The organism is Quadrisphaera sp. DSM 44207 (assembly GCF_900101335.1).
GTDB lineage: Bacteria > Actinomycetota > Actinomycetes > Actinomycetales > Quadrisphaeraceae > DSM-44207.
Window position 1 is genome coordinate 720,999 of sequence record NZ_FNKA01000001.1, and the last position, 21,433, is coordinate 742,431.

The window sequence follows — 21,433 nt, forward strand, 5'->3', positions numbered from 1 at the left end:
TGCTCGCTGCCGCGGGTGTCAGCCCTGGTGGCGGATCTCGGCGACCGGCTTCGCCCAGAGCATCAGGACGCCGGAGAGGAACGTGCCGAGGGCGCCGACCCACAGGGCCGCGGTGCCGGTCGAGGAGGCCGCTGCCAGGGCGGTGAAGAGGAACCCGCCGATGATGGTCCCCGGCTGGCTCATCGCGCCGATGATCACCGTGCCGGTGCCGCGGCAGTCCGCCGGGTAGCACTCCCCCATGTAGAACAGGATCGCGGCGTAGGGCCCGACCAGGAAGAACAGCCCGACGGCGTAGGTCACCACGATGAGCGCCGGGGTGGACACCAGCGGCGAGAGCATCGCGGCGAACGCGACGCCGGAGACCATCCAGCCGATGACGATGGTCCGCTTGCGCCCGATCCGGTCGCCCAGCCAGCCGTGGAAGACGTAGCCGAAGTAGGCACCCAGGTTGATGATGACCAGCATCCAGAACGCGGCGCTGAGCTCCACGCCCTTGGCGTTGGCCAGGATCGAGCTGCCCAGGACGCTGAAGATGTTGATGCCGAAGAAGTTGACGATCCACGCCAGGGACAGCACCACCGTGTTGCGGCGCAGCCCGGGCCCGAAGATGCGCGCCAGCGGCGACTCCTCCGAGACCTCGAGGCCGTGCTCGGCGGCGAGGGTGCTCGCCTCGGCGGCCTGGCCGGCCCTCCTCATCTGCTGCAGGCGGTGCTGCAGCTCGAACTGCGGCGTCTCGCGCAGCTTCCTGCCGATGACGACGACGAGCACCAGCGCCGGGACGGTGGCGACGAGGTAGAGAGCGCGCCAGCCGAGGGGCTCCAGGAGCACCAGCGCCAGGGCGCTGGCGAGCAGGAAGCCCAGCGGCCACCCGCCCTGGACCCACGCGTAGTAGAAGCCGCGCCGCTCGCGCTTGCGGCGGTCCTCGGTGACCGAGAAGACCTCGTTGAGGTAGGTGGCGTTCACCGACTGCTCGGAGAAGCCCAGGCCGCCGAGCGAGCGGATCGCGACCATCGCCGCGTTGCTGACGAGCCCGAGCCGGGCCGGGATGAGGGCGGTGAGCACCGAGGCCACCGCCGTGCCGCCGATCGTCAGCATCATGCCGCGGCGCCGGCCGAGGCGGTCGATGACCGGGCCCACGCCGAACGCGACGACCGCGGTGCCCACGGCGATGAGCGTGTTGATCAGGTAGGACTGCTCGGGTGTCCAGCCGAAGTCCTCGGTCATCGCCGGCAGCAGGGTGCCGAAGAGGCCGTAGTCGAACACCGCGACGGTCCAGGCCAGCAGGGCCAGGACCATCGCGAGGTTGGTCTCGCGGGCGGTGAAGCTGGGGAACCGCCGCGTCCCCGCGACCTCCTCGGGCAGGTGCCCGACCGCTGACGGGGTCCCCTCGCCGTCCCTCACGGTCAGCCCCCGCTCCGGGGGTTCTTCGCGAGGAAGTCGTCGGCGATCTCGTCGAAGGTCAGCCAGCGCACGCCCTCGTGGCCGTTCACGTGCTCGATCAGGCGCTCGAGCATGAGCAGCACCTGGGGGCGCCCCGCGACGTCGGGGTGGATGGTGATCGGGAAGACCGCGTCGTCCATCTCGCGGTGGACCCAGTCGAACTGGTCCTGCCACATCTCGCCGAGGTGGCGGGGGCTGACGAAGCCGTGGGAGTTCGGGCTGGTCTTGACGAACATCATCGGCGGCAGGTCGTCGAGGTACCAGCTCGCCGGGATCTCGACGAGGTCGGTCTCCCGCCCGCGCACCAGCGGCTCCATCCACTCCGACGCCCTCTTGTCGTAGTCGATCGGAGTCCACGAGTCCCCCACCCGCACGTAGTAGGGGCTGAAGTCGTCGTGCATGAGGGAGTGGTCGTACTTGATGCCCCGCTCGAGCAGCAGCTCGTTGGTGACGGGCGAGAACTCCCACCACGGGGCCACGTAGCCGGTCGGGCGGCGCCCGGTGCGCTCCTCGACCAGGCCGATGCAGCGGTCGAGGACCTCGGTCTCCTGCTCGCGGCTCATCGCGGTCGGGTTCTCGTGGGAGTACCCGTGCACGCCGACCTCGTGGCCGGCGGCGACGACCGCGTCGGTCAGGTCGGGGAAGGTCTCGATCGAGTGCCCGGGGATGAACCACGTGGTGGTCAGGCCGTACCGCTCGAACAGCCGCAGCAGCCTCGGGCCGCCGACCTCCCCGGCGAACAGACCGCGGGAGATGTCGCCCGGCGAGTCCTGGCCGCCGTAGGAGCCGAGCCAGCCCGCGACGGCGTCGACGTCGACGCCGAGGGCCACCTTGATGTCCTTCGCCATGGAGCGTTCCTCTCTCTCGCGCCTGTCGTGCCTGTCGTGCGCTTCGGGGGTCACCACAGGGCCAGCACGGCCCGGAGGCGGTCGGGGTCGTCGGTCGTGGCCAGCAGCGCGGCGAGCAGGACGACGGCCTGCAGGGTGCGCAGCCGGGTCAGCGGCACGGCGCCGGCGGCCACGAGGTCCGCGCCCCCGCCGCCGCCGTACGCGGGCGCGACCGGCCCGGCGTGCACCCGCGTGGTGACGGCGACGAGGACGCCGCGGTCCGCGACGTCGGCGACGGCCGCCACCAGGGCGGGGTTGGCGTTGCCGGCGCCGGTGCCCTCGAGGACCACGGCGCGCGCGCCGGCGTCCACCGCGGCGCGCAGCAGGGCGCCGTCCGCGCCGGGGTAGCTGGGCACGACGTCGACGCGGACCCCGTCGAGGTCCAGCTCGCGGCCGGTCAGGCCCGTGGCGCGCAGCCGCTCGGCCTCGGCGTCGGCCAGGCCGCGCAGCGGGACGAAGGCGCCCCCGGTGACGTGCCCCAGCGGGCCGGCCTCGGGGTGCGCGAACGCCGCGGTGCGCGCGGTGTGGACCTTCTGGGTGCCCGTGGCCGGCAGCACCTCCCCGTCGAAGACCACCAGGGCGCCCAGGCCGCGGGCCTGCGGGCTGGCCGCCACGGCGACGGCGTCGGTGAGGTTGCGCGGCCCGTCGGCGTCCTCGACGTCCGCCGCGCGCATGGCGCCGGTGAGGACGAGGGGGCGCGGGTCGTCGTGGACGAGGTGAGCCAGCAGGGCGCTGGCCTCGAGGGTGTCGGAGCCGTGGGTGACGACGACGCCGAGCACGTCCGGGTCGCCCAGCGCCGCCTCGGCGCGGGCGACGAGGCGGGCGATGTCGACGGGACCGAGGGCGAAGGAGCTGCGCCGGTCCGCCTCGACGCCGACCAGCTCGACGCCCTCGGGGGCGCGCGCGGTCCGCAGGAGGACGTCGACCGGGTCCTCGGCGCGCGTGACGCCGTCCGCGCCGGTGCGGGACGCGATCGTCCCTCCGGTGGACACCACGACGACCCGGGCCACTCCGCCTCCACGAGCAAAGGTTTGCACAAACGTTTGGCCGCGCACACTAGAGGTGGGAGGAGGTCACCCGTCAAGAGGTGGCCCCGAGATCGGCACCAGCCGTTACCGTGGCGCGGCAGATGGCGGCATGGGACGGGCGGGAGGTGGTGCGCCGTGGCGGCAGGGGGGCCCGGCGGCGGCCGGTCCCCGGCGGTGGTGACGCTGCAGATGCTCGCGGACGAGCTGGGGCTGCACGTGTCCACCGTCTCCCGCGTGCTCAACGGCCGGTACGGCGCGACCGGGGCCGGCAGCGAGACGGTCGCGCGCATCCGCCGCCTGGCGCAGGAGCGCGGCTACCGGCCGAACCCCCACGCGACGAGCCTGCGCACGCGGCGCAGCCACCTCGTCGGGGTGCTCGTCCCCCGCCTCGCGGACATCGTGCTCGCCACGATCTACGAGGGCGTCGAGGAGGCCGCGACCGCCCTCGGCTACTCGACGTTCGTCACCAACTCCCGCGACGAGCCGGAGCTGCAGCGGGCCAAGACGGAGATGATGCTCTCCCGCCGCGTCGACGGGATGGTCTTCGGCGACGCCCGCTCCGACGCCCGCTTCGTCGACGAGCTCGCCGCCCGGGGCGTGCCGTTCGTGCTGACCAACCGGCGCGCCGGCGACCACCCGTCGGCCACCTGCGACGACTACGACGGCGGCCGGCAGGTGGCCCGCCACCTGCTCGAGCTCGGCCACGAGCGGGTCGCCGTCCTGGCCGGGGAGCCCTACGCCAGCACCGGCATCGACCGCACCCGCGGCTGCCTGGACGGGCTGCGCGAGGGCGGGGTCGACGTGCCCGCGGCCTGGGTCGTGCACTCGCCGTTCGACGCCGCCGGCGGCCGGGCCGCCGCCGAGCAGGTGCTCGCTGGTCCCGAGCGGCCCACCGCCGTCTTCGCCGTCAACGACTTCGCCGCGATCGGCGCGATGGGCGCCCTGCGCGACCGCCACCTGCAGGCCGGCGAGGACGTCGCCGTGGTGGGCTTCAACGACACCCCGCTGGCGCGGCAGCTGCCGATCCCCCTGACCTCGGTGCGCTCGCCCGTGCGGGAGATGGGGCGGGAGGCGATGCAGCTGCTGCACCGCCTGCTCGCGGGCGAGGCGGTGCAGTCGCTGCTGCTGCCGCCGCGGCTGGTGGTGCGGGCCTCCTCGGCCGGGCACCTGGGCGACCCCGCGGTCGTGGAGGCCCCCGCCCTCACCCGTCGTGCAGGGCCAGCGCCAGCCGGCAGCAGGTGAGCGCCGAGCGGGCCTCACACCTTGGCGGTGCGCACCGTGCCGGTGCGGGTCTGGACCACCCCGGCGGCGAGCCCGAGCAGCAGGACGACGATGAGCAGGGCGAGCGTCGTCGTCGCTCGCAGGTCCAGGGCCGTCACCGCCGCCACCGCCAGCACCGCCGCTCCCGGCCACGCCAGCGCCGCCCGCACCTGCCGGGTCAGCACCGCCTGCATCACCGCGGCGCTGAGCAGGTACACCGCCAGGCCCGCGCCCAGGACCGCCCGGGTGCTGGCCACCAGGTGGCCCTCGGGGGAGTACAGCACCGCGTGCTCCAGGCCCACCGCCACCACCGCCAGCCCGACCGCCAGGGGCATGTGGATGTAGACGTAGAAGTCGTGCACCCCGTGGCGGGTGGTGGCCCGCCCGGCCCGCTCGTCCCCCTCCTCCTCCTCCACCAGCCGCCGCTTGGCGGCGCCGCCGGCGAAGTCGAAGTACAGCCACCACATCGTCACGGCCACGACGAAGGCGAGGGCCGCGGCGAGGACGATCGAGGGCTCCCACCCGCCGTCGTGCACGGCCGTGCCGATGCCGACCACGGACTCGCCGAGCACGAGGATGACCAGCAGCGCGAAGCGCTCCGGCAGGTGCTCGCTGTGCAGGGGCACGCCGTCCTCGACGCGCGCGGCGACGGCGGGGCCGACCAGGTCCACCGCGATGCCGACGCCCCACAGCACGAAGCGCAGCGGCTCGTCCACGAAGATCGACGCCGACCAGATCGCCGCGCCGGCCGCGTGCCCGAGCAGGTAGGGCCGGATGCTCGCGCGGGCGGCGGGCACGTGCCGCCAGGCCCGGACGTAGCCGAGGACCAGCATCCCCCGCACCAGCACGTACCCGAGGGCGAACCAGTGCCCCGTGGCGCCGTCGGCCTCGTCCGCGCTGGCCGCCATCGCCACCACGCCGGCCATCGAGGCCAGGGTGAGCAGCCGGAAGACCACGTCGTCGGTGTCGAAGCGGTTGCCGTGCAGCGTCACGCTCGCCCAGGTCCACCACCCGACGACCATCAGCCCCACGAACTCCCGCGCACCGACCCAGCTCTCGTCCGCCGCGAGCACGTCGGCGCAGCTGGCGACGAAGAAGACGAACGCGAGGTCGAAGAACAGCTCGAGCCGGCTCGCGCTGCGCTCGGTGTCCTGGTTCAGGTCCGGCGGGCGGACCAGCTGCTGCTGCTCCTGCTCCTGGACGTCGAGCGGTCGCTCGTCAGGCACTGGTCGTCCTCCCCGCGCAGCGGTGGTCACCCGGGTCCTGCCCGGCAGGCGGCCTGGTCCTACCCATGACCACCGCCGGCAACCAGCCGGGGACGGCGGTGTCGGGGCGCGGGGCCCCGCCGGCCGTCAGTACCCGCCGGCGGGGGCGAGGAGCGCGAGCAGGCCGACGCCGACGGCGAGCGTGCCGGCCGTGGCGACGTCCACGGCCCGCGAGCGCACCGCCAGCGGCCCGGCGCTGACCACCGGCAGGACGGCGCGCGCGACCGCGACGCCGGCGAGGGTGGCCGCGAGCACCAGCCCGCCGACGCGGAACCACACCAGCGCGCCGGTGAGCGCCGCGAGGAGGATCCCCGCGGCCAGCCAGACCAGGGGCCCCGCGCGCCGGCGCGGAGGAGCCGGGACGGGCTGCTGCACCGGGGAAGGCTATCCGCGCCCGAACGGGTGGCGGTGCGCCGCGCCGGGGTTGCGGCGCGGCTGGCAGGGGTAGGTGCCCGCCCGTGCCGCGCACGAGCTCCCGACGCCGAGGGCGTCCGACCGTCGACGACCTGAGCCGCATCGCCGCGGAGCGCTTCGGCTGGCAGCAGCTGCGCCCGGGGCAGCGGGAGGCGGTCGAGCACCTGGTCACCGGGCAGGACGTGCTGGCGATCCTGCCGACCGGCCAGGGCAAGTCCGCGATCTACCAGGTGACGGCCCTGGCCACCGACGGGCCGACCGTGGTGGTCTCCCCGCTCATCGCCCTGCAGGCCGACCAGGTCGCCTCCCTGGAGCGCACCGGGACGCAGGACGCGGTGGTGGTCAACTCCTCGCGCACCCGGGCGCAGAACGAGGCGGCGTGGGAGGCGCTGGAGTCCGGGGCCGCCGAGTTCGTCTTCCTGGCCCCCGAGCAGCTGGCGCACGATGACGTCGTCGAGCGCCTGCGCGCCGTCGGGCCCTCGCTGTTCGTCGTCGACGAGGCGCACTGCGTCTCGGCGTGGGGCCACGACTTCCGGCCCGACTACCTGCGCCTGGGCGACGTCGTGGACCGCCTCGGCCACCCTCCGACCGTGGCGCTGACGGCGACGGCGTCCCCGCCGGTGCGCGACGAGATCCTGTCCCGGCTGCGGATGCGGGACGCCCACGTGGTCGTGAGCGGCTTCGACCGGCCCAACATCCACCTGGAGGTCCAGCGGGTCCTCGACGACGCGACCAAGCGGGCGGAGGTCGTGCTGCGCGCGGCGACCTCGGCCAAGCCGGGCCTGGTGTACGTGGCCACCCGCAAGGACGCCGAGGCCTACGCCGACGAGCTGGCCGACCTCGGCCTGGACGTCGAGGCCTACCACGCGGGCATGTCCGGCGCCGACCGCGACTGGGTGCACGAGGCGTTCCTGCTCGGGGACCTCGACGTCGTCGTCGCGACGTCCGCGTTCGGGATGGGCATCGACAAGCCGGACGTGCGCTTCGTGCTGCACGCCTCCGTCACCGACTCCCTGGACTCCTACTACCAGGAGGTCGGGCGCGCCGGCCGGGACGGGGAGCCGTCGCTGGCCGCGCTGGTCTACCGCCCGGAGGACCTGGGGCTGCAGCGCTTCCTCTCCTCCGGCGGGCCGGACCCGCTCGTGCTCGCGGCCGTGGCCGCCGCCGTCCGCGACGCCGCCGGGCCCGTTCCCGCCGAGGACCTGCGCCACGAGTTCGACCTCAGCGCCGCGAGGGTGACGGGCGCGATCAACCTGCTCGAGGAGGCCGGCGCCGTCGTCGCCGACGGCGAGCGCGGGACGCTGGCCTGGGCGCAGGACGAGCGGCCCGTCGGCCGTGCCGTCGAGGACGCCGTGGAGGTCGCCGAGGCCCGCCAGCGCCTGGAGCGCACGCGGCTGGAGATGGTGCGCGGCTACGCCGAGACCACCGGGTGCCGGCGCCGGTTCCTGCTGGGCTACTTCGGCGAGGACGTGCCCCGGCCGTGCGGGAACTGCGACGCCTGCCGCTCGGGCAGCGCGGCCGAGGCCGCCGCGCAGGTCGAGACCTCCGAGGACGCCGCCGCCTGGCCGGTGGGCGCCCGGGTCGTGCACAGGGCCTGGGGCCCCGGCGTCGTGATGCGCCCGGAGGGCGACCGGATCACGGTGCTGTTCGAGCAGGAGGGCTACAAGACCCTCGCGCTGCGGGCGATCCGCGAGCACGCCCTGCTCCAGCGCGCCTCCTGACCCCTAGGGCCCGCCGCGCGGGCGGGGCGGTCAGTGGCGGGGCGGTCAGTGGGCGAAGTGGCGCGCACCCGTGAGGTACATCGCCGCCCCGGCGGCGCGGGCGGCGGCGACGACCTCCTCGTCGCGCACCGAGCCCCCGGGCTGGACGACGGCGCGCACCCCGGCGTCCAGCAGCACCTGCAGGCCGTCGGCGAAGGGGAAGAAGGCGTCGGAGGCCGCCGCGGCGCCGCGCGCCCGCTCCTGCCCCGCGCGCGCGACCGCGAGGCGGCAGGAGTCGACCCGGTTGACCTGGCCCATGCCGACGCCGACCGAGGCGCCGCCGGCGGCGAGCAGGACCGCGTTGGAGCGCACCGCGCGCACCGCCCGCCAGGCGAAGACGAGGTCGGCCAGCGTCGCGTCGTCCGCGGGCTCGCCCGCCACCAGCCGCCAGGCACCCGGGTCGTCGCCGGGGGCGTCGAGGGCGTCGGCGTCCTGCAGCAGCAGCCCGCCGGAGACGGCGCGCCACTCCGGGCGCGGGCCGGGCTCGGGCAGCGGGCAGCGCAGCACCCGCACGGCCTTCTTGCGCGTGAGGACGTCGAGGGCGCCCGGCTCGTAGCCGGGGGCGACGACGACCTCGGTGAAGACCTCGGCCACCTGCTCGGCCATCGCCACGCTCACCGGCCGGTTCGCCGCGACCACCCCGCCGAACGCGGAGGTCGGGTCGCAGGCGTGCGCGCGGGCGTGGGCGGTCGCGACGTCCTCGCCCACGGCGATCCCGCACGGGTTGGCGTGCTTGACGACCGCCACCGCGGGGGCGTCGAAGTCGCAGGCGGCCCGCCGGGCGGCGTCGGCGTCGACGTAGTTGTTGTACGACATCTCCTTGCCGTGCAGCTGCTCCGCGGTGGCCAGCCCGGACGCCGCCCCGGACGCGGAGCCGCCGCCGACGTAGACCGCCGCGCTCTGGTGGGGGTTCTCCCCGTAGCGCAGCACCCGGCCCAGCCGCCAGGTCGCGCCGAGGAAGTCGGGGAAGCCGGGCGCCGCCTCGTCCTCGTCGATCTCCTCCGTGGCGAGGCTGTTCGCCCACCAGCTCGCCACGGCGACGTCGTAGGCGGCGGTGGCGGCGAAGGCGCGGGCGGCCAGCGAGCGCCGCTGGGCCAGGGTGAACCCGCCGGCGGCGACGGCGGCCAGCACGCTCGTGTAGTCGGCCGGGTCGGTGACGACGGCGACGCCGGCGGAGTTCTTCGCCGCCGCCCGCACCATCGACGGGCCGCCGACGTCGATCTGCTCCACGCACTCGTCCGGCTCGGCGCCGGAGGCCACCGCCGCCTCGAACGGGTACAGGTTCACCACGACCAGCTCGAACGCCTCGACGCCGAGCTCGGCGAGCTGGCGCACGTGGTCGGGGTCGCGGGGATCGGCCAGGATCCCCGCGTGCACCCGCGGGTGCAGCGTCTTCACGCGCCCGCCCAGGCACTCGGGGAAGCCGGTGAGCTCCTCCACCGGCGTCACCGGCACCCCGGCGGCGGCGACGGCCGCGGCGGTGGACCCGGTGGAGACGATCGCCACGCCGTGCCCGTGCAGCCCCGTGGCCAGGTCCGCCAGGCCGGTCTTGTCCGAGACGCTGAGCAGCGCCCGGCGCACGGGCCGCCGCTGCACGTCGGGGGCCGAGCTGTCGAGGGTGCTCACGGGAACGTGACCTTCCTGCCGGTGACGGTCCAGCCGGTGCGGACCATGCGGGTGAGGACGTCGACGAGCATCTCCCGCTCGACGACCTTGATGCGCTCGTGCAGGGCCGCCTCGTCGTCGCCGTCCTCGACGCGGACGGCGCGCTGGTCGAGGACGGGGCCGGTGTCGACCCCGGCGTCGACGAGGTGCGCGGTGGCGCCGGTGACGCGCACCCCGGCGGCCAGGGCGTCGCGGACGCCGTGGACGCCGGGGAAGGCGGGCAGCAGCGCCGGGTGGGTGTTGACGACGCGGCCGCCGAGGGCGCCCAGCACCGCGGGGCCGAGCACGCGCATGAACCCGGCGCAGACCACGAGGTCGGGCTCGCGGGCGACCAGCTCGGCGGCCAGGGCGGCGTCCCACGCGGCGCGGTCGGGGTGGTCGGCGAGCCGGACGACGAAGGTCGGCACCCCGGCGGCCCGGGCGCGCTGCAGCCCGGGGGCGTCGGCGTCCGCGCCGACGGCCGCGACCGAGAACGGCGCGCAGGCGTCGCGGGAGGCGTCGAGCAGGGCCTGCAGCAGCGTGCCGCCGCCCGAGACCAGCACCACGAGCCGGGCCGGCGTCGAGGGCGGGGTCACGGTCAGGAACCATAGCCAGGGCCGGAACCGCTCCGGTCGACGAGGAGGGTGGGAGGACCCGTGGCAGACCCGTACGCACCGCCGGGTTCCTCGCCCCCGCCCCCCGGCTCGGCGCCGCAGCCCGGGGGCGGTGCGCCGCAGCCCGGGAGCGGTGACCAGCCGCCGGGCCCACCGCCCTGGCCGGGGCCGGCCCCCGGCGCCCAGCACGGACCCCAGCACGGCCCGCCGCAGGGTCCGGGGCGCTCCGGGCGCGCGCCCCGGCCGGCGGGCCCGCGCCGTTCCGCACCGGTCGACCGCGCGGCGGCGCTGCGCACCGCGCGCCTGGCCGGTCGCTTCGCGCTGCTGCTCCTGGCCGGGCTCCTGGCCTCGTCGCTGCGCCACCCGTGGAACTTCGGCGGCACCGCGTTCTTCGTCGCCGCCCTCGTGGTGGGCGTCCTCGCGCTGCGCTCGGCCGTGCGCGCCCACCTGCCGGCGCTGCCCCTGCTCGTGCTGGGCCTGGGGCTGGCGCTGACCGCCCTGATGACGCTGGTCTACGTCGTGCTGCTGCTCCTCTGGCCGGCCAGCGCCGAGCGCCAGGAGTGCCTCGACTCCGCGCTGACCGAGCGGGCGCGGCAGGCCTGCGAGGTGCAGTTCCAGGACGGCGTCACCGACATGCTGCTCCCCGGCCGCTGACCCCCCCGTCGTGATCTTGCACGTCGCGACCGGCGCGGTCGCGGAGTGCAAGATCACGACGGGGGGGTGGCACGCGACGGGGTGGCGCCGGGCGAGGGGTCAGGTCCGGGAGGACAGGCCCTGCATCACCTCGCGCATCAGCGACGCCGTCTCGGACGGCGTCCTGCCGACCCTCACCCCGGCGGCCTCGAGGGCCTCCTTCTTGGCCGCGGCGGTGCCGGAGGAGCCGGAGACGATCGCGCCGGCGTGGCCCATGGTCTTGCCCTCGGGCGCGGTGAACCCGGCCACGTAGCCGACGACGGGCTTGGTGACGTTCTCCCGGATGTAGGCGGCGGCGCGCTCCTCGGCGTCCCCGCCGATCTCGCCGATCATGACGACGGCGTCGGTGCCCGGGTCGGCCTCGAAGGCGGCGAGGGCGTCGATGTGGGTGGTGCCGATGATCGGGTCCCCGCCGATGCCGACGCAGGTGGAGAACCCGAAGTCCCGCAGCTCGTACATCATCTGGTAGGTCAGCGTGCCGGACTTGCTGACCAGGCCGATGCGCCCGGGCGGGGTGATGTCGGACGGGATGATCCCGGCGTTCGACTCCCCCGGCGTGATCAGGCCGGGGCAGTTCGGCCCGATGATCCGGCTGGTGCCCGTGGACCGCGCGTGGGTGAAGAGCTCCGCGGTGTCCTTGACCGGCACGCCCTCGGTGATCACCACGACGAGCGGCACCCCGGCGTCGACCGCCTCCACGGCCGCGCTCTTGGTGCCGGCGGCCGGCACGAAGACGACCGAGACGTCGGCGCCGCTCTCGCGGACGGCGTCCGCGACGGACCCGAAGACCGGCACCTGCACGCCGCCCTCGAACTCCACGCTCTGGCCGGCCTTCCTGGGGTTCACGCCGCCGACGACGTCGGTGCCGGAGCGGAGCATGCGCTGGGTGTGCTTGCGGCCCTCGGAGCCGGTCATCCCCTGGACGATGACCTTGCTGGCCTTGGTGAGGAAGATCGCCATGTCGTGTTCCTGCGGTCCCTTCGGGCGGCGTCAGGCGGCGCTGTTCGAGCGGGCGGCGAGCTCGGCGGCGGTGCGGGCCGCGCCGTCCATGGTGTCGACGACGGTGACCAGCGGGTGGTCGGCCTCGGCGAGGATGCGCCGCCCCTCGGCGACGTTGTTGCCGTCGAGGCGGACCACGAGCGGCTTGGACGCCTCGTCCCCGAGCAGCCGCAGGGCCTGCACGATGCCGTTCGCGACCTCGTCGCAGGCGGTGATGCCGCCGAAGACGTTGACGAAGACGCTCCGCACCTGCTCGTCGGAGAGGATGACGTCGAGCCCGGCGGCCATGACCTGCGCGGAGGCGCCGCCGCCGATGTCGAGGAAGTTCGCCGGCCGCACGCCGCCGAGCTCCTGCCCGGCGTAGGCGACGACGTCCAGGGTGCTCATCACCAGGCCGGCGCCGTTGCCGATGATGCCGACCTCGCCGTCGAGCTTGACGTAGTTGAGGTCCGCGGCCCTGGCCCTGACCTCCAGGGGGTCGGTCTCGGCGTCGTCGCGCAGCTGCGCCTGCACCGGCTGCCGGAAGGCGGCGTTCTCGTCGAGGCTGACCTTGGCGTCCAGGGCGAGGACGCGACCGTCCTCGACCTTCACGAGGGGGTTGACCTCGACGAGCGTGGCGTCGGCCGCGGAGTACACCGTCCACAGCTCCTGCAGCACCGCGGCGACCTGGTCGGCCACGTCGTCCCCGAAGCCCGCGGCGGCGGTGATCTCCTGGGCCTTCGCGGCGTCGACGCCGACGAGGGGGTCGACGGCGACGCGCGCGAGGGCCTCGGGGCGCTCGACGGCGAGCTGCTCGATCTCCACGCCGCCCTCGCGGCTGGCCATGGCCAGGTAGCGGCGCTCGGCGCGGTCCAGGAGCAGGGAGACGTAGTACTCCTCGGCGATCGAGGCGCCCGCGGCGACCATCACCCGGTGGACGGTGTGGCCCTTGATGTCCATGCCGAGGATCGCGGCGGCGTGCGCCTCGGCCTCCTCCGGGCTGCGGGCGACCCTGACGCCGCCCGCCTTGCCGCGCCCGCCGGTCTTGACCTGCGCCTTGACGACCACGACGCCGCCGCCCAGCTGCTCCGCGGCCGCGCGCGCCTCGGCCGGGGTGCTCGCGACGATCCCCGGCAGCACCGGGACGTCGTGGGCCTCCAGCAGGTCCCGGGCTTGGTACTCGTACAGGTCCACGGGGGCGGTCCTCACCTCTCGCAGCGGTCGTCGGTCCGGCGGCGGCCGCCTCCAGCGCCGGCCGGTCGTCGCCGCGGCGAGAGTACCCGTGACGCTCAGCCGCGGCCGTGATCCCCCTCGCGCTCGTCCTCGTCCTCGCCGCCGTCCTCGCCGTCCTCCGCCTCGAGGAAGAGCCGGCGCGACTCCACGCCCGTGTCGGGGTTGTCGGTGAACAGGCCGTCGACGCCGAGCTCCCAGAACAGCCGCTGCTCGTCCAGGGCCCGCCCGTAGTCGTCGGGGGCCGGGCCCTCCTGCAGCTCCGCGGGCAGGAAGGTGTTCTCGTTGCGGAACGTGTAGGGGTGCACGAGCAGCCCGGCGGCGTGGGCGTCGTCCACCAGCGTCGTCGGCTCGCCGAGCGTGCCGTCCGCCTCGCGCGGGACCACCTGGTCCTTGGCCGGGCCGACGCCGTCGGCGTACCCGGCGACCTCCTGCAGGCCCTCGGCGCTGGACAGGTCCGCGTAGGTGCGCGGGTCGCCCGCCGCCACGAGGTCGTAGGGGGCGCCGGTCGCGGACAGCAGCTGCACCAGCGGCACCCGCACGCCCGCCGCGTCGAGCTCGCGCAGGTTGGTCGTCTCGAAGGACTGGACGAAGACCGGGGAGCGGCGCCGGTCCAGGCCGGCCTCGTCGAGGTCCTCCAGCAGCGGCTCCTCGAGGGAGAGGCCCGCGGCGTCGAAGTAGGTGGGGTGCTTGGTCTCGACGTAGACGCCGATCTCCCGGTCGAGCTCCTCGGACAGCTCCTCGCGCAGGTCGAGGACCTCGTCGAGCGTGGGCACCTGGTACAGCCCGTCGTAGAGGGTGTTCTCCTCGCGCACCTCGGGCAGCCGCTCGACCGCGCGCAGCGTCTTCAGCTCGGCGAGGGTGAAGTCCTCGGTGAACCAGCCGGTCAGCTCGACGCCGTCGATCGTCCTCGTCGTGCGGCGGTCGGCGAACTCCGGGCGCTCGGCGACGTCGGTGGTGCCGGAGATCTCGTTCTCGTGACGGGCGACGAGCACGCCGTCGCTCGTGCTGACGACGTCGGGCTCGATGTGGTCCGCGCCCATGCGGGCCGCCAGCTCGTAGGAGGCCAGGGTGTGCTCCGGCCGGTACCCGGAGGCGCCGCGGTGGCCGATGACGAGCAGCTCGTCGCTCAGCGCCTCTCCCGGCCGCGGCGCCGCGTCGGCGAGCGCGGACGGCGCCAGCAGGGCGGCGGGGGCGGCCAGGGCTGCGGCGGCGCCGAGCGCGAGCAGCGTGCGGGGACCGGGCACGGGACCTCCAGCGGCGCACGGACGGCGACGGTCGCCGTCGGCCCGCAGCCCCACCCCACCCCCTGCGTCCCGTGCGGCGCAAGGGGCGCGGACGAACAGCCGGTGCACGGGCGGAGCACAGCGGGTGACACCCACGGCGTCGGCGCGGCGTCGGCGCGGCGTCGGCGCGGCGTCGGCGGGGCGGCGCCGCGGGCCGGGAGCCCGCAGGATGGCGCGGTGGGGAGCGCGGGCCGGCCCGGGGAGCCGCTGCGGGTCGGGGTCGTCGGCGGCTCGCTGGCCGGCCTGCTCGCCGGCACCGCCCTGCGCGCGGCCGGCCACGACGTCGACGTCTTCGAGCGCTCCGGCGCGGCGCTGCACGAGCGGGGGGCGGGGGTGGCCCTGCAGCCCGCGGTGGCGGCCGCCCTCGCCGCGCTCGGCACCGCCGCCGAGGACCTCAGCACCTGCTCCCCCGGCCGGCAGGTCCTCGACCGGGACGGCGCCGTCGTGCGCGTGGAGCCCGCCGCGCAGCGGCTGACCTCCTGGGACGCGCTCTACCGGGCGCTGAGGGGCGCCTTCCCCGACGAGCGGTACCACCGCGGGCGCCGCCTGAGCGACCTGCAGCAGCGGCCGGGCGCCGTGGTGGCGCGCTTCGCGGACGGCGGGCGGGCCGAGCTCGACGTCCTCGTGGCGGCCGACGGCGCGCGCTCGACCGCGCGGTCGCTGCTGCTGCCGGGGACGGCGCCGCGCTACGCCGGCTACGTCGCCTGGCGCGGCCTGGTGCCCGAGGCCGCGCTGCCGGCCGCGGTGGCCCGGCGGCTGGCCGGCCGCGCCTCGCTCTTCCAGGGCGAGCGCACCCAGGCGGTGGCGTACCCGGTGCCCGGCCCGCGCGGCGAGCTGGACGCCGGGCGGCGGCGGATGAACTGGGTCTGGTACCTCCCGCTGCCCGCCGACCGCCTGCCGGCGGTGCTCACCGACCGCGCGGGGGCGGCGCGGGCGTGGTCGCTGCCGCGCGGCGCCGTCCCCGAGGAGCGCGCGGGCGCCCTGCGGGACCGCGCCGGCGAGCAGCTGCCCCCGGTGCTCGCCGCGCTCGTGGCCGCCACGCCGGACCCGTTCGTGCAGGCGGTGCTCGACGTCCCGGTGCCGCGGATGGCGCTCGGGCGCGTGGCCCTGGTGGGGGACGCGGCCTGCGCCCCCCGGCCGCACACCGGGTTCAGCACGGCCAAGGCCGCCGTGGACGCCCGCACCCTCGCCGCCGCCCTGGGCCGCCGCCCCGGGGACGTCGAGGGCGCGCTGGCGGCCTGGGAGCCCGCCCAGCTCAGGCTCGGCGACCGGCTCGGGCGGCTGGGGGCGAGCCTGGCCGAGCGCTTCGGCCTCGCCGCGGCGCCCGCGCCCGCCCGGCCGGGCGCCTAGGGTGCCCGGCGTGGAGGAGCCTCCCCCGCCGCCCCCCGGACCGGTCCCCGTCCCGCCCGCCGGCACCCGGGTCAGGAACGCCTCCGCGGACGACGCGGCCGCCTGCGCGGCGGTCTACGCCCCCTACGTGACGGGCACGGCGACCACGTTCGAGCTGCAGCCGCCGACGCCCGCGCAGATGGCGCAGCGCATCGCCGCCGCCGCGGCCGCGCACGCCTGGCTCGTCCTCGAGGACGGCGGCCGGGTCGTCGGCTACGCCTACGCCGTCCCGTACGGGGCGCGGCCGGCCTACCGGTGGTCCTGCGAGGTCAGCGTCTACGTCGACGCCGGCTCCCGCGGGCGCGGCGCCGGCCGGGCCCTGTACGGGGCGCTGCTGGCGCGGCTGGCCGAGCGGGGCTTCCGCACGGCGACCGCGCGGATGACCGTTCCCAACGAGGCCAGCGCCGCCCTGCACCGGGCGATGGGCTTCGAGCCGGTGGGCACCTTCCGGCGCATCGGCTTCAAGCACGGCGCCTGGCACGACGTCACCTGGCTGCAGCGCTCGCTCGCCGACGGGGACGACCCGCCGCCCGACCCGCGCTGACGCTCCCCGCACCGGACCGCTCGCCCGGGCTCCCGCGACGGGCGGTGCGCGGCTACGGTCGACGGGTGCGCGCGCGAGCCCGCGGACGAGGGCGCCGGCGCTGCGCCGGCGCCCTCCTCGTCGCGGTGGTGTGCGCCGGCTGCACGGGCGGCGGGGGCTCCGCCCCGCCGAGCAGCGCGCCGTCCAGCGCCGCACCGTCCAGCTCGCCGTCCAGCGCCGCACCGTCCAGCTCGCCGTCCAGCTCGCCGCCGGTGGCGGACCCGCCGCGGTCGGTGTCCCTCGTGGCCACCGGCGACGTCCTGCTGCACCCGCCGCTGTGGGAGCAGGCCCGCCGCGACGCCGCTGCCGCGGGCGCGGGCGCCCTGGACTTCGCGCCGCAGCTGGCCGCGGTGCAGCCGCTGGTCGCCGCGGCGGACCTGGGCGTCTGCCACCTCGAGACGCCGCTGGCGCCGCCGGAGGGCCCCTTCCGCGGCTACCCGGCCTTCGCGGCCCCGCCGCAGGTCGTGCCCGCCCTCGCGCAAACCGGCTACGACGCCTGCACCACCGCCTCCAACCACAGCTTCGACGCCGGCGCCGAAGGCGTCACCCGCACCCTGGACGCGCTGGACGCCGCCGGCCTCGCCTCCGCGGGCACCGCACGCACGCCGGAGGAGGCCGAGCGGCCGACCGTGCTGGACGTGCCCGGCCCCGCGGGCGCGGTGCGCGTGGCGCTGGTGTCGGGCACCTACGGCTTCAACGGCGTCCCGGCCCCCGGCGGGCAGGAGTGGCGGGGGGACGCGCTCGAGGAGGAGGCGCTCCTGCGCGAGGCGGCCGCCGCCCGCGCCGCGGGCGCGGAGGTCGTGGTGCTGGCCCTGCACTGGGGCGAGGAGTACGAGCAGGAGCCCAGCGCCCAGCAGCTGCAGCTCGCGCCGCGGCTGCTGGCCTCCCCGGACGTCGACCTGCTGCTCGGGCACCACGCCCACGTCGTCCAGCCGGTCGAGCAGGTCGGCGGGGAGTGGGTCGCCTACGGCCTCGGCAACCTGCTCGCGGCGCACAGCACGCAGGGCGAGCCGCTGCGCGAGGGCCTGGCGGTGCGCTTCGTGCTCACCGAGCAGCCGGACGGCCGGTTCGCGACCACGCAGGCCGGGTACGCGCCCCTGCTCGTCACCGACGCGCCGCCGCACCGCGTCCTGGACGTGGCCGCCGCGCTGCGCGCCGGCGGGGCGCCGGGCGCCTCGCCGGAGCGGCTGGCTCAGGCCTGGGAGCGGACGACGGCCGTGGTCGGCGCCCGCGGTGCGGCGGGCGCCGGGCTGGTGCCGCTGAGCACGCCCTGACGCACGCGTCGACGCACACCCTGACGCGCGCCCCGGCGCGGCTCGCTACAGCTTCTGCACGGGCGCGTAGCGCAGCAGCAGGCGCTTGGTGCCCTCGCTGCGGAAGTCCACGTGCGCCACCGCCTTGTCACCCGCGCCCTCGACGAGGACGACGGTGCCCAGGCCGAAGGCGTCGTGGGTGACGCGGTCGCCCGGCTCCAGGGAGATCACCGGCCGGGTGCCCGCCGTGCGCACCCCCGGGGTCGCGGCCAGCCGGGCCCCGGCGGGCAGCGCCGCGCCGCCCGAGCCGCCCGAGCCCCCCGAACCGGCACCGGCGGCCGCGGCCCCCGTCGGCTCGGAGCGCTCCCAGCGCACCAGGTCGCCCGGCAGCTCGTCGAGGAACCGGCTGGCCGGGAAGTACTGCGGCTGCCCCCAGGCGCTGCGCACGGCGGCGCGGGAGACGCGCAGGTGCCGGCGCGCCCGCGTGATGCCCACGTAGGCCAGGCGCCGCTCCTCCGCCAGCTCCACCGGGTCGGCGAGGGAGCGCATGTGCGGGAACGTGCCGTCCTCCAGGCCCGTGAGGAAGACCGCGGGGAACTCCAGGCCCTTCGCGGTGTGCAGCGTCATCAGCGTGACGACGCCCTCGTCGGGCTGCTCCTCGCCCTGCACGGCCTCCTCGGAGGAGCCGGCTGCGACGGCCTCGCCGGGGATCTGGTCGGAGTCGGCCACGAGGGAGACCGTCTCGAGGAAGTCGGCGAGGGTGCCCTCGGGGTCCGCCCGCTCGAACTCCCCGGCCACGGCGGCGAGCTCGGCGAGGTTCTCCACGCGCGACTCGTCCTGCGGGTCGGAGCTCTCGCGCAGCTCCGCGAGCAGCCCGGAGCGGTCGAGCACGGCCTCGAGCACGGTCGCCGGGCCGGCGCCGCCCTCGACGAGGGTGCGCAGCTCCTCGAGCATCGTCGTGAAGGAGCGGATGCACGCCACCGAGCGCGAGGCGATGCCGGGCGCCTCCTCCGCGCGCTCCAGCGCCGCGGCGAAGCTGATCCGCTCGCGCTCGGCGAGGGCCGCCACGCACGCCTCGGCCCGCTCGCCGATGCCCCGCTTGGGCGTGTTGAGGATGCGGCGCAGGCTCACGGTGTCGTCGGGGTTGGCCAGCACGCGCAGGTAGGCGAGGGCGTCGCGCACCTCGCGGCGCTCGTAGAAGCGGGTGCCGCCGACCACCTTGTACGGCAGGCCGACGCGGACGAAGACCTCCTCCAGCGCCCGGGACTGCGCGTTCGTGCGGTAGAAGACCGCGACGTCGCCGTAGCGCAGCCCCTCCTCGTCGTGGAGGCGGTCGATCTCGGCGGCGACGAACGCGGCCTCGTCGTGCTCGCCGTCGGCCACGTACCCGACGATCTGCTCCCCCGCCCCCTGCGCCGTCCACAGGTTCTTCGGGCGCCGGTCGGGGTTGCGGGCGATCACGGCGTTGGCGGCCGACAGGATCGTCTGCGTGGAGCGGTAGTTCTGCTCCAGCAGGATCGTGCGGGCGTCGGGGTAGTCGGCCTCGAACTCGAGGATGTTGCGGATCGTCGCGCCGCGGAAGGCGTAGATCGACTGGTCGGCGTCGCCGACGACCGTCAGCTCCGCGGGCGGCAGGCCCTCGGTGGGCGCGGTCGCGCCGGAGCCGCCGACCAGCTCGCGCACGAGCGCGTACTGGGCGTGGTTGGTGTCCTGGTACTCGTCGACGAGCACGTGGCGGAAGCGGCGGCGGTAGTGCTCGGCGACGTCCGGGAACGCCTGCAGGACGTGGACGGTCGTCATGATCAGGTCGTCGAAGTCCAGCGCGTTGGCCTGGCGCAGCCGCTGCTGGTAGCGGGAGTACACGTCGGCGAGCACGCGCTCGGCGTGCGTGCCGTCGGCCGCGCGGGCGGCGAAGGCCTCCTCGTCGACGAGCTCGTTCTTGAGGTTCGACACCTGCGCGGCCAGCGAGCGCGGCGGGTAGCGCTTGGGGTCGAGGTCGAGCTCGCGCACGACGAGGGCGAGCAGGCGGCGCGCGTCGTCCGCGTCGTAGATGGAGAAGCTCGGGCGCAGGCCCACGGTAGAGGCCTCGCGGCGCAGGATCCGCACGCACGCGGAGTGGAACGTGGACACCCACATCGAGGACGCCGCCGGGCCGACGAGCGCGGCCACGCGCTCCTTCATCTCGCCGGCGGCCTTGTTCGTGAACGTGATCGCGAGCACCTGGCCCGGGCGCACCCCGCGCGCGGCGAGCAGGTGGGCGATGCGGTGCGTGAGCACCCGGGTCTTGCCGGAGCCGGCGCCGGCGATGAGCAGCAGCGGGCTGCCGCTGTGCAGCACGGCCTCGCGCTGCTGCGGGTTCAGCCCCTCCAGCAGCGCCTCGGGGTCGGCCGGACGGCGCGCCGGGACGTCCTCGCCCGCGCCCGGCGCGCTCGGCGGCCCGGTCGGCGGGAGGGGCAGGGGGAGGTCGTCGAAGAGGGTGCTCATCGCGGGGACAGCGTACGGGCGTCCCCCGACAGCGGCGGCCGCTAGCGCGGCGGCGGACCGGCCTGGTGCGGCACCGCGCCGCGCCCGTCGACCCGCTCCAGCCACAGGCGGCGCGCCTCGTGCCCGGTGTCCGGGTGGTCGGTGAAGATGCCGTCGACGCCGGCGCCCAGGAAGGCGAGGTGCTCCTCGACGGCGCGCCCGTGCCCGCCGGGCGCCGCGCCGACCTGCAGGACGGCGGGCAGGTGGGCGTTCTCGTTGCGCAGCGTCCACACGTGCACGGCCAGCCCGGCGCGGTGCGCCTCCTCCACCAGCCCCGTGGGCCGGCCGAAGCGGCCGTCGGGCGTCAGCGGCAGCACCATCTCCTTCGCCGGGGCGAGCACCTGGGCGTACGTGGAGACCTCGCGCAGCCCCCACGGGGTGCACAGCCGGGCGCACTCGGGCAGGTCCGCGTCGACCAGCTGCACCAGCGGCACCCGCAGCCCCTCGGCGCGCAGGCGCCGCAGGAAGCCTGGCTCGAAGCACTGCACCGCCACCGGAGCGGCGGGCGAGGCGTCGTCCGCCACGCCCGCGGCGTCCAGCTGCGCCAGCAGCAGGCGCGCGACGTCGAGGCCCTCGGCGCGGTAGCGGGAGGGCTCCTTGACCTCGGCGCTGACCACGAGGGGGCGGCCCAGCTCCTCGCGCAGGCGGTCGGCCAGCGCGAGGAGCTCCGCGAACGTCGGCACCGGGTACAGGCCGTCGTAGACGGTGGTGCCCTGGCGCAGCTGCGCCTGCGGCTCCACGGCGCGCAGGGAGCGCAGCTCCTCCAGCGTCAGGTCCTCGGTGAACCAGCCGGTGACGGGCCGCCCGTCCACGCGCCGCGTCGCCCGCCGGCCCGCCAGCTCCCGGCGCTCGGCCACGTCCGTGCTGCGGGTGAGCTCGCTCTCGTGGCGCAGCACCAGCACCCCGTCCCGCGTGGGCACGACGTCCGGCTCCAGCCGGTCGGCGCCCATGCGGGCGGCCAGCTCGAACGCCGCCAGCGTGTTCTCGGGGCGGTAGCCGCTCGCGCCCCGGTGGGCGATGACGGCGGGGGTGGCGGAGGCCTGGCCGACGCGGGGCCGCGTGGACTGGAGCACGCGTCGAGCATGCGCGGTCGGGCGGTCGGCCGTGGTGCGTTCCGGTGAACTCACGATGACGTGCATCGGACGATCGCGCGCTCTCCTGGAGGGGTCGCGGGCCCCGGCGCACC

The 21,433-nt window shown here is 76.3% G+C and carries 19 protein-coding genes; 6 read left to right on the forward strand and 13 right to left on the reverse strand.

The genetic code is table 11. The features are described 5' to 3' along the window. Positions 1-18: 18 nt before the first annotated feature. Genes BLS82_RS03335 through BLS82_RS03345 form a run of 3 tightly spaced genes read right to left on the reverse strand, consistent with a single transcriptional unit; the run spans position 19 to position 3,337 of the window. Positions 19-1,401 (reverse strand): MFS transporter, encoded by a 1,383-nt coding sequence (locus BLS82_RS03335; protein ID WP_218123490.1) that lies wholly within the window; start codon positions 1,399-1,401, stop codon positions 19-21. Between the two features lie 2 nt (positions 1,402-1,403). Then, the gene (locus tag BLS82_RS03340) at positions 1,404-2,288 is read right to left on the reverse strand and encodes a polysaccharide deacetylase family protein (RefSeq protein ID WP_092861533.1); all 885 of its coding nucleotides are present in this window, start codon (positions 2,286-2,288) and stop codon (positions 1,404-1,406) included. 50 nt (positions 2,289-2,338) lie between these two features. Next, positions 2,339-3,337, reverse strand: a complete 999-nt coding sequence (locus tag BLS82_RS03345) for an asparaginase (protein WP_092861535.1) — start codon at positions 3,335-3,337, stop codon at positions 2,339-2,341. A 207-nt stretch (positions 3,338-3,544) separates the two neighbouring features. Here BLS82_RS03345 and BLS82_RS03350 point away from each other — a divergent pair, with 207 nt between their 5' ends. Next, positions 3,545-4,597 (forward strand): LacI family DNA-binding transcriptional regulator, encoded by a 1,053-nt coding sequence (locus tag BLS82_RS03350; RefSeq protein WP_092862731.1) that lies wholly within the window; start codon positions 3,545-3,547, stop codon positions 4,595-4,597. 14 nt (positions 4,598-4,611) lie between these two features. Here BLS82_RS03350 and BLS82_RS03355 read toward each other — a convergent pair whose 3' ends face one another. Further along, positions 4,612-5,841, reverse strand: a complete 1,230-nt coding sequence (locus BLS82_RS03355) for a low temperature requirement protein A (RefSeq protein ID WP_092861537.1) — start codon at positions 5,839-5,841, stop codon at positions 4,612-4,614. 126 nt (positions 5,842-5,967) lie between these two features. Further along, the gene (locus BLS82_RS03360) at positions 5,968-6,255 is read right to left on the reverse strand and encodes a DUF3017 domain-containing protein (RefSeq protein WP_092861539.1); all 288 of its coding nucleotides are present in this window, start codon (positions 6,253-6,255) and stop codon (positions 5,968-5,970) included. Positions 6,256-6,338: 83 nt separating this feature from the next. On the opposite strand from BLS82_RS03360, the gene BLS82_RS03365 reads away from it, so the two are divergent. Next, positions 6,339-8,015 (forward strand): RecQ family ATP-dependent DNA helicase, encoded by a 1,677-nt coding sequence (locus BLS82_RS03365; RefSeq protein WP_092861541.1) that lies wholly within the window; start codon positions 6,339-6,341, stop codon positions 8,013-8,015. Positions 8,016-8,060: 45 nt separating this feature from the next. Here BLS82_RS03365 and purH read toward each other — a convergent pair whose 3' ends face one another. Both purH and purN read right to left on the reverse strand, forming a co-directional pair. After that, complete coding sequence (gene purH / locus BLS82_RS03370) at positions 8,061-9,680, reverse strand: bifunctional phosphoribosylaminoimidazolecarboxamide formyltransferase/IMP cyclohydrolase (RefSeq protein ID WP_218123492.1); 1,620 nt, start codon at positions 9,678-9,680, stop codon at positions 8,061-8,063. Beyond that, positions 9,677-10,300, reverse strand: a complete 624-nt coding sequence (gene purN / locus BLS82_RS15980) for a phosphoribosylglycinamide formyltransferase (protein WP_218123634.1) — start codon at positions 10,298-10,300, stop codon at positions 9,677-9,679. The genes purH and purN overlap by 4 nt, the downstream gene beginning before the upstream one ends. Positions 10,301-10,354: 54 nt before the next feature. On the opposite strand from purN, the gene BLS82_RS03375 reads away from it, so the two are divergent. Next, on the forward strand, positions 10,355-10,966 hold the full coding sequence (locus tag BLS82_RS03375; RefSeq protein ID WP_092861544.1) for a hypothetical protein: 612 nt from the start codon (positions 10,355-10,357) through the stop codon (positions 10,964-10,966). Positions 10,967-11,065: 99 nt separating this feature from the next. Here the strand turns inward: BLS82_RS03375 and sucD are convergent, their stop codons facing one another. The 3 genes from sucD to BLS82_RS03390 all read right to left on the reverse strand — a co-directional run bounded on the left by sucD (position 11,066) and on the right by BLS82_RS03390 (position 14,460). Beyond that, a complete protein-coding gene (gene sucD, locus BLS82_RS03380) occupies positions 11,066-11,965 on the reverse strand; it encodes a succinate--CoA ligase subunit alpha (RefSeq protein WP_092861546.1) in 900 nt (299 codons plus the stop codon). Positions 11,966-11,995: 30 nt separating this feature from the next. Further along, positions 11,996-13,177, reverse strand: coding sequence for an ADP-forming succinate--CoA ligase subunit beta (gene sucC, locus BLS82_RS03385; protein WP_092861548.1), 1,182 nt, complete (start codon positions 13,175-13,177; stop codon positions 11,996-11,998). A 95-nt stretch (positions 13,178-13,272) separates the two neighbouring features. Next, entirely contained in the window at positions 13,273-14,460 is a 1,188-nt protein-coding gene (locus BLS82_RS03390; RefSeq protein WP_218123493.1) for a glycerophosphodiester phosphodiesterase, read from the reverse strand. Positions 14,461-14,676: 216 nt separating this feature from the next. Here BLS82_RS03390 and BLS82_RS03395 point away from each other — a divergent pair, with 216 nt between their 5' ends. Together BLS82_RS03395 and BLS82_RS03400 are read left to right on the forward strand one after the other, a co-directional pair. Further along, positions 14,677-15,849, forward strand: coding sequence for an FAD binding domain-containing protein (locus BLS82_RS03395; RefSeq protein WP_176818902.1), 1,173 nt, complete (start codon positions 14,677-14,679; stop codon positions 15,847-15,849). Between the two features lie 10 nt (positions 15,850-15,859). After that, positions 15,860-16,432 carry a GNAT family N-acetyltransferase gene (locus BLS82_RS03400; protein ID WP_092861552.1) on the forward strand — a complete coding sequence of 191 codons (573 nt, stop codon included), beginning with the start codon at positions 15,860-15,862 and terminating at the stop codon, positions 16,430-16,432. Positions 16,433-16,484: 52 nt separating this feature from the next. Here the strand turns inward: BLS82_RS03400 and BLS82_RS15985 are convergent, their stop codons facing one another. After that, positions 16,485-16,721 carry a hypothetical protein gene (locus BLS82_RS15985; protein WP_218123494.1) on the reverse strand — a complete coding sequence of 79 codons (237 nt, stop codon included), beginning with the start codon at positions 16,719-16,721 and terminating at the stop codon, positions 16,485-16,487. Here BLS82_RS15985 and BLS82_RS03405 point away from each other — a divergent pair. Beyond that, complete coding sequence (locus BLS82_RS03405) at positions 16,714-17,745, forward strand: CapA family protein (protein WP_218123495.1); 1,032 nt, start codon at positions 16,714-16,716, stop codon at positions 17,743-17,745. The genes BLS82_RS15985 and BLS82_RS03405 overlap by 8 nt on opposite strands. 45 nt (positions 17,746-17,790) lie before the next feature. Here BLS82_RS03405 and pcrA read toward each other — a convergent pair whose 3' ends face one another. Continuing rightward, positions 17,791-20,208, reverse strand: coding sequence for a DNA helicase PcrA (gene pcrA, locus BLS82_RS03410; RefSeq protein WP_092861555.1), 2,418 nt, complete (start codon positions 20,206-20,208; stop codon positions 17,791-17,793). Positions 20,209-20,249: 41 nt separating this feature from the next. Continuing rightward, positions 20,250-21,320, reverse strand: a complete 1,071-nt coding sequence (locus BLS82_RS03415; protein WP_176818903.1) for a glycerophosphodiester phosphodiesterase family protein — start codon at positions 21,318-21,320, stop codon at positions 20,250-20,252. Positions 21,321-21,433 lie beyond the last annotated feature (113 nt).